We start from the raw sequence: 10627 nt of genomic DNA, 5'->3' as shown, positions 1-10627 counted from the left end.
TCTTGATCGGCTCGTCCCACAGTCCCAGCGAGATCGCCCATTCATTCACCAGCCCGCGTTTCTGCAGCAGCACCAGCCAGGCATAGGTGCGCACCAACAGCGAGGTCCAGAAAGGCAACAGCACCGTGATCAGGCACAGGTTGGCGATCCGGTTCGGCAGGCCGGCAATGAAATAGGCCAGCGGATAGCCGATCAGGATGCACAGGCCTGTGGTCAGGAAACTGACCTCGAACGTGGTCTGAAAGATGCGGGCATAGGATTTCCGCTTCAGCATCCGCTCGTAGTTTTCCAGCGAGAAGGTGCCGTCCGCGCCGATGAACGAGACATAGAACAGCCAGCCCACCGGTATGACAAGAATGACAAGGATCAGCAGGATCGCGGGCGAGCCGAGGCCAAAGAGCTTCATCCGCTCCAGCCACTCGTCGCGCCTCAGCCCTGCCTCGTTGGTGCGTACCGCCTCCATCCTAGGCCTCGCTTCCGTCGATCAGCACGGTATCCTCGGGCGCCAGGCACAGGGTCAGCGCCTCGCCCACGGCAGGCAGGGCGGTGACATTGGCGCCCCGCATGGCGCCGCGCAGCACGATCTGCGCCCCATTGGCCAGCGCCGCATGCAGCAGGAAACTGTCGCCCTGATAGACCACCTCGGTCGCGGTGGCGGCAAAGTTGTTGACCCCCTCGCGCGGTCCCTCGCGCGACAGCACCACCCGTTCGGGGCGGATCATCAACAGCAGGCTGGCCGTCTCGGGCGGCGGATTGTCATGCAAGAGCGGCTTGCCGTCGAACAACACGGTATCGCCCTTGCGCGACACCGGCAAAAAGGTGGATTCCCCGATGAAATCGGCCACGAAGCGATTGGCAGGACGCTCGTACAGATCTCGCGGGGTGGCCAGCTGCATGATGCGGCCATGGTTCACCACCGCGATCCGGTCTGACATGGTCAGCGCCTCGCGCTGGTCGTGGGTGACATAGACCGTGGTCATGCCCAGCTTTTCATGCAGGTGCCGCAGCTCGATCTGCATCTGGTCGCGCAGCTTCTTGTCGAGCGCAGACAGCGGCTCGTCCATCAACAGGATGCGCGGCTCGAACACGATGGCGCGGGCGACGGCCACGCGCTGGCGCTGGCCGCCCGACAGCTGGTCGATGCGCCGCTCGCCAAACCCTCCCAGTTGCACGGTTTCCAGCGCCGCCTCGACCCGCTGGGCGATCTCAGCCTTGGGCACCTTGCGCAGCTTCAGCGGATAGCCCACGTTGCCGGCGACCGTCATATGCGGGAAAAGGGCATAGCTCTGAAACGTCATGCCCACATCGCGCAGATGCGGCGGCGTGCGGATCACCTCGCGGTCTCCGAATTTCAGGCTGCCGCAATCGGGCCGGGTGAACCCTGCCAGCACCATCAACAGCGTCGTCTTGCCCGACCCCGACGGGCCCAAAAGCGTCAGGAACTCGCCGCTCTGCACCTCAAGCGACACGTCGTTCAGCGCATGCACCGGACCATAGGTCTTGGTCACGTTCTTCACCGAGATAGGCAAGGCTTCGTTGGTTCTGGAGGTCAAGACAAACCCTCGTATTCCGCTTGCGAGAAACAAGCGGGCGCCGGAGCGCCCGCCGTGGTATCAGATCGGGACGCGCGCGTCACTCGGTCAGCATCTCCTGGTACATCTCGGCCGCGACGGTTTCCCACTTGGCGTACCAATCCAGCGAAACCGGCAGCTGCATCGCCGCATTCTCCGGCGAAGAGGGCAGGCCAGCCGCCACATCGGCCGTGATTTCACCGGTCGCATAGGCCGCCTTGTTGGTCGGCCCATAGGTGATGTATTTCGGCAGATCGTCCTGGTACTCGGGCTTGGAGATCTCGTTGAGGAATTCCATCGCCGTATCGCGGTTCGGCGCGCCCTTGGGCACAGCGAAACAGTCATAGTCCAGCAGCGCCTGGTTGAAGCTATAGGCAACCTTGGCGCCGTCCTTGGCCGCATTGTCGAACCGCCCGTTCCAGCCGGTGGTCATGTCGACCTCACCGTCCTTCATCAGCTGCGCGTGCTGGGCGCCGGACGTCCAGAACACCGAGATATGCGGCTTCAGCTCGCGGATCTTGTCGATCGCACGCTCGATGCCCTCTTCGCTGTCGAGCACCGAATAGACATCCTCGGGCGCCACGCCATCGGCCATCAGCGCCGGTTCCAGCGCACCGGCGACGCCACCGCGATAGGCCCGGCTGCCGGGGAACTTCTCGACATCCCAGAAATCCGCCCAGCTCTGCGGTCCGCTCTCGCCATAGGTGTTGGTGTTCCAGGCATAGACGGTCGAGAACACGTCACCGCCGATGCAGTAATCGGTGTAGAGACCCGGATAGAAGGTCGAAACGTCGATCACGTTGTAATCAAGCTTCTCCAGCAGCCCCTCGGCCGCAGCCCGCGCCGCAGAACCGGAACCGCTGGCCACGATATCCAGCGTCACCTGCCCCGAGCTGACCTGAAGCCGCACATCGGACATGCCGCCATAGGTCTCCTGCTTGACCTCGATACCGGTATTGGCGGCGGCGGGTTCGAACAGCGCCTTGCTCTGCGCCTCTTGATAGGAGCCGCCCCAGGACGCGATGGTCACGCTCTTGTCCTGCGCAAATGCGCCCGTCGCCATGACTGCGGCAGAGATCGTCAGAATTGTTCTCGTTTTCATTGATTTCCTCCCTTTGGTGGTTTTCCGGGTCCTGCCCCGTCTAGATCGGCAGGCAGCGGGCAAGACGCCCAAGTCGTCTTCCACCTGTCACGATAGTGCGGGCACCGGCGGGACAAATGAAATTTCGAATCCTAAACCTTGGTTTCGATCCGTTAATACCGGAGCCAGGGCCGGGGGTGCGCCGCCCTGCCCGGTGCGTCAGGTCATGCGCAGAGCCTTTCGAAACTGTCGTTGATCCTTCCAGCGATACCAGGCCACCGCCGCGGGCAGGAACCAGGGCTTGCCGCGATAGAGGGGCCGGGTGGGAAAGGGCAGACCGTCAAACGCGGTTTGTCCCTCGGCGAGGCCCAGCACCTTTTGCCCTGCGCGCATGCCCAGATAGGGCGCCATCGACACACCCGATCCGCAATAGCCCATGGCGTAGTGAATGCCGTCCTGCACCCCGGTATGGGCCAGTTCGTCGAAACTGTAGGCGACTGTTCCGCTCCAGGCATGGCTCAGCGCCACACCCTCAAGCTGGGGAAAGATGCGGCACATGTCCTGCCTCAGCCGGGCCGCCCCGGCCAGCGCAGTAGTCTCAGAGGCCGAGACGCGGCCACCGAACAGCACCCGCCGCCGGTCGGGCGAGGCGCGATAGTAATAGACGACCTTGCAGGTGTCGCTGGCGATCCGGTCGCCGGGGAACAGTTCGTCAATGGTCGCCTCGGGCAGCTCCTCGGTGGCGATGATATAGCTGCCGATCGGGATCACCCGGCGCTGCAACCAGGGCGTCAGCGCGGTGGTATAGCCATTGGTGGCCACGATCACGTCGCGCGCCTCGACCACGCCCTTGGCGGTCTCGACGCGAAAGCCCGACCCGGAACGGGTGATCGCGCCAACCCGGCACTGGCCCACCACCTGCGCCCCGGCCCCGATCGCCAGGCGCAGCAACTCGCGGTGAAACTTGCCCGGATGCAGCGAGCAATGGGCCGTGAACACGACACCGCCGAAGTAGCGGTCGGTCCCCAACTGGCTGCGCTGCTCGGCGCGCGGCACGGCAAAGCTCTCGATGCCTTCCTGCTGGCGCAGTTTCTCGGCATCGCGCACCAGCTCCTCATAGTGGCCTGGCGTATGCGCCGCGTGAAAGCGCCCGGCCCGTCTAAAGTCGCAATCGAGGCCTTCGCTCTCGACGAATTCACCGATCCAGCGCAGCGCATTGGCGCCCTCGGCCCGGATGCCGCGCGCCCGTTCCAACCCGAATTTCGCGGTCAGCGTTTCCAGCGAGGGTTTCACGCTGGTGCTGATCTGACCGCCATTGCGGCTGCTGCACCCGTATCCCGGATCCTCGGCATCCACGACCAGCGTCGAACGACCGCCGCGCGCCGTGGTCAGTGCCGCGCTCAGCCCGGTATAGCCCGCCCCGACGATCAGCACATCGACCTTGGCCGATGGCTGCGTTTGCAAGGCTGGCATGGCACCGCGTTGATCGTGCCAGAATGGCGTCTGCCTGATGTTCGAAAGTGGCATTGGGTTGACCGCGATGCTCCCTTCAGCCGCGTCAGGACAGTCCCCATCCGCTGGCTCTGACTGAAACGCTAGGCCAATATTGGCTCGCAATTCATATCCAATATGACAAAACTTTCAGACCAATCCTAACGCAAGGCAGGAAGCCCGCCCAGGATACCCATCCCCCTTGCGATATCCTCGGGCGTGGCGCAGCCAAAGCCGAACACGAGACCAGATTGCGGGATTGGGGTCAGGCAGTACCGCCGCAGCGGTGCGAGCGTGACACCCTGTTGCAAGGCCTGCGCGACCACCTCGGCCTCATCCACGCGCGCATCCAGATAGGCCGACGTGTGAAACCCGCTGGTCGTCTCTTGCAGGCGGATGCTTTCAGGCAGACCGCGCGCGGCCTCCATCAAGGCCTCGTAGCGCGCCTTGTACAGCTGGCGCATCAGCCGGATATGGGTGGCGAAATGCCCCTCGTCCATGAACTCGGCCACGATCGCCTGCGTCGCGGTCGAGGGCCCGCTGGCCCAGGTATCGAACATGCCATCAAAGGCCGCGACCATCCGCTCGGGCACCAGCACGAACCCCAGCCGCAGCGAGGGAAACAGCGATTTCGAGAAGGTGCCGACATAGAGAACCCGCCCATTGGCGTCGATACTGTGCAGCGCCGGGCGCGGAGCGTTGCCGAAGTAGAACTCGCCGTCGTAATCGTCCTCGATGATCAGCGCTTGCGCCTGTTCAGCCGCTTGCAAAAGCTCCAGCCGCCGGGGCAGCGACATGACATGGCCCAGCGGCTGCTGGTGCGAGGGGGTCACAAAAGCCAGTCGGAAATGCGGCGCCTTGGCCAGCCCGTCGGACACCACCATGCCCTGCGCATCCACATCCACCGGCACCAGTTCGGCCCCTTCGGACAACAGCGCATTGCGCGCGCCCGAGGCGCCGGGATTCTCCATCCAGACCCGGTCGCCCGGATTGAGCAAGAGCCGCCCGATCAGCGAAAACGCATGTTGCGCGCCCGAGGTGATGAACACCTGCTCGGGGTCACAGCGTATGCCCTTGAGCGCGCTCAGATGGGTTGCAATCGCCCGGCGCAATGCGGCCAACCCCTTTGGCTGGCCATAGCCCATGACGTCGCCGCGCCCGCCGCGCAGGTGCCGCGCCGACAGCCGCGCCCAATGCGCCATCGGAAAGGCATCGAGCGCGGGCAACGCGGTGACAAAGGCGCGCGGCTTGTGCGGCAACCACGCGCGTTGGGCATAGGCGCCCTGCGCGTGGCTGATGACATAAGACAGCCTGGGCTTGCGACCGGCACTGACCGCCCGCTGACTGGGGGCGGTTACGCTCTGGTCCTCAAGTGTTTCGCTGACATATGTCCCCGCCCCGATGCGCGACACCAGCATGCCTTCGGCGACCAGCCGGTCGATGGCGTCAATCACCGTGGTGCGCGACACGCCCACCTCCTTGGCCAGCGTCCGCGTGGCGGGCAGCCGCTCGCCCGCGCGCAGCGCACCCGACAGGATCATGTCGCGCAGCGCCATGTAGAGCTGAACGCTGACACTTCGCCTCAGCGTCCGGTCCAGCCGGATCGAGGACAACAAGGCGCCTGCGGCATGTTTCACGGGCAGCCCCCTTAATTGGTCTGGCGAAAATGTCGAAATGGATATACCTGCTAACCCGATTTTTCGCCAGCTTTTTCAAAAGAACCGCCAGCCCCGGCCGGCCAAACCCGGAACAACGACATGAAGCTTGCCAAACTCGAAACCTTTTCCACCGAATTCGTTTGCTTCGTCCGGGCCACCGCCGAGGATGGCGCGCAGGGTTGGGGGCAAGTGGCGCCCTATTACGCCGACATCACCGCGCAGGTGCTGCACCGGCAGGTGGCACCCTATGCCCTGGGAATGGCATGTGACGACATCGACGCCATGCTCGACATCGTGCGCGATCGCGAGCACAAGTTCCCCGGCTCTTACCTGCGCCGGGCGATGGGCGGGGTCGACACCGCGCTTTGGGACCTGCGCGGGCGGCGCGAGGGCAAGCCGGTCTGCGAGTTGATCGGCGGCACGCCCGGACCGGTGCGCGCCTATGGCTCGTCGATGAAACGTGACATCTCGCCGGTGGACGAGGCCGCGCGGCTCACCCGGCTGCGCGACGAAAAGGGGTTCGACGCCTTCAAATTCCGCATCGGCGCCGAGGTCGGCCGCAACCAGGACGAATGGCCCGGCCGCACCGAAGAGATCGTGCCGACCATGCGCCGCGCCATGGGCGACGATGTGGCGCTGCTGGTCGATGCCAATTCCTGCTACTCCCCGGCCCGCGCCATCGAGGTGGGGCGAATGCTGGAACAGCACGGCATCTCGCATTACGAAGAGCCTTGTCCCTATTGGGAGTTCGAGCAGACGCGTGAAGTGACCGAGACGCTCGATATTGACGTTACCGGCGGCGAGCAGGATTGCATGATGGAGCGCTGGCAGACCATGATCGCCGACCGGGTGGTCGATGTGCTCCAGCCCGATATCTGCTATCTGGGTGGCCTGTCGCGCACCCTGCGCGTGGCCCGCATGGCCCATGCCGCCGGGATGCCGGTCACGCCGCACGCGGCCAACCTGTCGATGGTCACGCTGTTCACCATGCACCTCTTGCGCGCGATCCCCAATGCCGGGAAATACCTGGAGTTCTCGATCGAGGGTCTGGATTACTATCCTTGGCAACAGGGGCTGTTCCTGACCGATCCCTATGTCATCACCGATGGCCAGGCCACGGTCACCGACGCCCCCGGTTGGGGGGTCGAGATCAACCCCAACTGGCTGGACCGGTCGGAATACCGGGTCAGCAGCGCGGACTGATCCCTGCCCGGCGGCGCGGCAACGGCCCTGTCGCCTCAGGCAGTCAGAAACGCGGCCAGCGCGTCAATCGCCCGCCCCATGTCCGCGGCCGAAGCGTATTCCTCGGGCTTGTGACTGACGCCATCCCGGCATCTGACGAACAACATGGCCATCGGGCAGAGATCAGCCATGGCCGATGCGTCATGCGTCGCACCCGATGGCAGCGACAGACCGCGAATCCCGACTGTCTGCGTGGCGGTGGTCAGCCGCGCGCCAAGCGCGCTATCGCAGGGCTGCGCCGCCTGCGCATAGGTCAGTTCCGCCTCGATCCGCAGGTTGCGCTTCGCCGCAAGGTCGCGGGCAAACCGGTGCAGGGATTCACCCGCCCGGCGGCGGGTGTCATCATCGGGCGAGCGGAATTCAGCGTTCATCCTGACCCGGCGCGGCACCGCGTTGACCACGTTCGGTTCAACCGTGAGCGCGCCGACCGTGGCGCGCAGGCCGGGGGTGGTCTCGCCCAACCGGGCCACATCGGTCACAAGGGCAGCCGCCCCGACCAGCGCGTCGCGACGTCCCTCCATCGGCAGGGTTCCGGCATGGCCGGTCTCGCCGGTCAGCACGATCTGGTGGCGCTCGATCCCGCAGATGGCGGTCACCACTCCAAGGGCCTGATCCTCGGTCTCCAGCACCGGGCCCTGTTCGATATGGGTTTCCACAAAGCCAAGCACCGCCGCGGGATCGCGGGCCAGCGTGGCGATCCGGTCGGGGTCGAGCCCGAACTCCGACATCGCCATGCGCAGGCTGATCCCCTGAGCATCCTGCATCGACAGAACCTCGGGATCAAAGGTTCCAGCCAGGGCGCGTGACCCGACAAGGGCGGTGGGAAAGCGCACCCCCTCTTCGTCGGCGAAGGCCAGAACCTCGACCGAGAACGGCAGTTCAATCCCCTCTTCTGCCAGTTTTTCTAGGGCCAGCAGCGGCAGCACCACGCCCATGATGCCGTCAAATGCACCGCCTTGGCGCACCGAGTCCTGATGCGACCCCATCAGAAGCGTAAGCGCCCCCGGAGGCCCCGCACGGCGGCCGATCAGGGTACCGGCATCATCCAGCGTCACCGCAAGGCCCGCCGCCCGCATCCGCGCCTCCAACAGGTCCAGCGCCGCGCGATGCTGCGGCGTGAACGGCAGGCGGGTCACCCCCCGCCCCGGCTCGGAACAGGCGGCAAGATCCGCCAACAGGGCCTCGGCCCGCTTTCCCCAGTCAGTCAAGCACCCGCTCCCTGTCGGTCATAACCGGCACCTGCCGCGCCCAGTCCGCGTATTCGCCGGTGGTGGCCTTGCCATGCAACTCCTGCAAGGCGCCGATCGGATCCTCGGGGTGGTGGTCGATCCGCAGGGTCAGCGGCGGCCTGTCGGGGTGCAGCACGAGAAGCGCGGCAGAGAGCAGGCCACGGAAATCACCACCCGCGTCACGCGCGGCGGACAGGGCGGTCAGCAGACGTTGCGCGAAATCGCGATCCGAACCGGCGAAAGAAGTCGTCATGGCGCCAAGAACGGTTTCGTTTCCAAGCATGTTCCCGGTGGCAATCCCGTCCTCGAAGGTCAGCGCGCCCTTGACGTCCTGGTTGCTGGCGCCAGTGAAGCTGGCGGCGGCGCCGGACAGATCCATCGCGGCAAGTTGTCGATAGGCACGCCCCCGGTCGGGAGCGGTGACCTCGGCCACCGCCCGCTCGGGGCCCGCCCCGTCACGCATGCGCTGCAAGACCTCCTCTCCCCAGAAGGTCGAGGGGGCGGCACCCTGGCTGGCGGACATGCCGGCACGCAGGTCCCCGCGCAGCACCCAGCCGCCGACACAAAGACTTCCGGTTGCGGCGGCGCCTCCGATGGCGCCGGTTGCGGGGTCGCGTGCGAGAATCGAAAACGTCATGCCTCACCTTAATCGGACTTCGTCGAATTATCATGATAAATTGACGATTGCAATTTATCATGATAAATAAGCCCGCAGAATATCAACAGGGAGAACATGAGATGACGCTATTTTCCTGGACCCGCAGAGGCCTGATGGCCGCCGTCGGGGCAGCCCTTGTCGCGGGCGGCCTTGGCGGACCTGCGACCGCGCAGACCCCGCCCGGCGTTCTGATCGTCGGCCAGATCGCAGAGCCGAAGTCGCTGGACCCGGCGGCGGTGACAGCGGTCAACGACTTTCGCATTCTGGTGAATGTTTACGAGGGCTTGACCCGCTACAAGTCTGGTACGCTGGAGGTCGAACCGGCCCTGGCGACCAGTTGGGAGATCAGCGAGGACGGCACCCAATACACCTTTACCCTGCGCGAGGGTGTGACCTTTCACGATGGCACGCCGCTCAACGCCGAGGCGGTGAAGTTCAACTTTGACCGGATGCTGGACGAATCGCACCCCTATCACGACACCGGGCCGTTCCCGCTGTCGTTCTTCTTTGGCGCGGTGACGGCGACCGAGGTTGTCGATGACATGACCGTCAGGTTCACCCTGAACGCGCCTTACGCGCCCTTCCTGTCCAATCTCGCCTATCCCACCGGCCTGATCGTCTCGCCCGCCGCGGTTGCCGCGCATGGCAAGGAGTTCGGCCGCAATCCCTCGGGCACCGGGCCGTTCAAATTCGCCGAATGGCGCTCGAACGAGGCGGTCGTGGTGGAGCGCAATGACGCCTATTGGGGCGATCCGGCAGGCACCCAGGCCGTGGTGTTCCGTCCGATCACCGATGCCAATACCCGCGTGGCCGAGATGCTGGCCGGAGGGATCGACATGATGGTCGAGGTGCCGCCCACCTCGCTGGGCCAGTTCCAGGGCGATGGCTTCAGCGTGGCCGAGCAGGCGGGTCCGCATGTGTGGTTCCTGATCCTGAACGCCAAGGAAGGCCCGTTTGCCGACAAGCGGGTCCGTCAGGCCGCCAATTACGCGATCAACAAGGAAGCGATCGTGAACGACGTGCTCGAAGGTACCGCGACCGTGGCCGCCGGGCCGACGCCGCCCGCCTTTGCTTGGGCCTATAACGAGGCGCTCGACCCCTATCCCTATGACCCGGAAAAGGCCAAGGCGCTGATCGCCGAGGCGGGGGCCGAGGGAGCGGAACTGACCTTCTATGTCACCGAAGGCGGCTCGGGGATGCTTGATCCGGTGCCGATGGGGACCGCCATTCAGGCCGATCTCGAAGCGGTCGGGTTCGACGTCAAGATCGAGACCTACGAGTGGAACACATTCCTGGGCGAAGTAAACCCGGGTCTGGAAGGCAAGGCGGACATGGCCGAAATGGCCTGGATGACCAACGATCCCGACACCCTGCCCTATCTGGCGCTGCGGTCCGAGGCCTGGCCCGACAAGGGCGGCTTCAACTCGGGCTATTACGCCAATCCGAAAGTGGATGAACTGCTGGAAGCGGCGCGCACCGCGACCGATCAGGCAGAGCGCGCCCGGCTCTACCGCGAGATGCAGACCATCGTTCAGGAAGATGCACCCTGGGTCTTTGTCGCCAACTGGAAACAGAACGCGGTGACCAATGACCGGGTCACGAATTTCGGTCTGGAACCGTCCTTCCTGTTGCACCTGCAAGGCGTCGTGAAAAACTGACGCAATCTGCTCCGGGCGCCACGCACGCCCGGAGCGCAC

9 protein-coding genes are annotated in these 10627 nt (G+C 64.9%); 2 read left to right on the top strand and 7 right to left on the bottom strand.

Annotated elements, in window-relative coordinates:
- The 5 genes from AC2FL1_RS03765 to pdxR all read right to left on the bottom strand — a co-directional run.
- On the bottom strand, positions 1-463 hold a 463-nt coding region (locus tag AC2FL1_RS03765; RefSeq protein ID WP_496876022.1), incomplete at its 3' end, for an ABC transporter permease.
- Between the two features lies 1 nt (position 464).
- Entirely contained in the window at positions 465-1553 is a 1089-nt protein-coding gene (locus AC2FL1_RS03760; protein ID WP_496876021.1) for an ABC transporter ATP-binding protein, read from the bottom strand.
- A gap of 79 nt (positions 1554-1632) precedes the next feature.
- Positions 1633-2673 carry an ABC transporter substrate-binding protein gene (locus AC2FL1_RS03755; protein WP_496827773.1) on the bottom strand — a complete coding sequence of 347 codons (1041 nt, stop codon included), beginning with the start codon at positions 2671-2673 and terminating at the stop codon, positions 1633-1635.
- Between the two features lie 198 nt (positions 2674-2871).
- Positions 2872-4125: an NAD(P)/FAD-dependent oxidoreductase gene (locus AC2FL1_RS03750; RefSeq protein WP_496876020.1), complete on the bottom strand. Its 1254-nt coding sequence runs from the start codon at positions 4123-4125 to the stop codon at positions 2872-2874.
- Between the two features lie 179 nt (positions 4126-4304).
- Positions 4305-5780, bottom strand: a complete 1476-nt coding sequence (gene pdxR / locus AC2FL1_RS03745; RefSeq protein WP_496827769.1) for a MocR-like pyridoxine biosynthesis transcription factor PdxR — start codon at positions 5778-5780, stop codon at positions 4305-4307.
- A 120-nt stretch (positions 5781-5900) separates the two neighbouring features.
- On the opposite strand from pdxR, the gene AC2FL1_RS03740 reads away from it, so the two are divergent.
- On the top strand, positions 5901-7004 hold the full coding sequence (locus tag AC2FL1_RS03740) for a mandelate racemase/muconate lactonizing enzyme family protein (RefSeq protein WP_496876019.1): 1104 nt from the start codon (positions 5901-5903) through the stop codon (positions 7002-7004).
- 35 nt (positions 7005-7039) lie between these two features.
- On the opposite strand, the gene AC2FL1_RS03735 is transcribed toward AC2FL1_RS03740, so the two are convergent.
- Both AC2FL1_RS03735 and AC2FL1_RS03730 read right to left on the bottom strand, forming a co-directional pair.
- Positions 7040-8251 carry a M20 family metallo-hydrolase gene (locus AC2FL1_RS03735; RefSeq protein ID WP_496876018.1) on the bottom strand — a complete coding sequence of 404 codons (1212 nt, stop codon included), beginning with the start codon at positions 8249-8251 and terminating at the stop codon, positions 7040-7042.
- On the bottom strand, positions 8244-8909 hold the full coding sequence (locus AC2FL1_RS03730; RefSeq protein ID WP_496827763.1) for a DUF1028 domain-containing protein: 666 nt from the start codon (positions 8907-8909) through the stop codon (positions 8244-8246). Before AC2FL1_RS03730 ends, AC2FL1_RS03735 begins: the two co-directional genes overlap by 8 nt.
- Positions 8910-9010: 101 nt before the next feature.
- Here AC2FL1_RS03730 and AC2FL1_RS03725 point away from each other — a divergent pair, with 101 nt between their 5' ends.
- On the top strand, positions 9011-10588 hold the full coding sequence (locus AC2FL1_RS03725) for an ABC transporter substrate-binding protein (RefSeq protein ID WP_496827761.1): 1578 nt from the start codon (positions 9011-9013) through the stop codon (positions 10586-10588).
- Positions 10589-10627: the final 39 nt, after the last annotated feature.

The organism is Ruegeria sp. YKSF070, from assembly GCF_059612725.1.
This window is presented reverse-complemented; position numbering and strand designations above follow the sequence as displayed.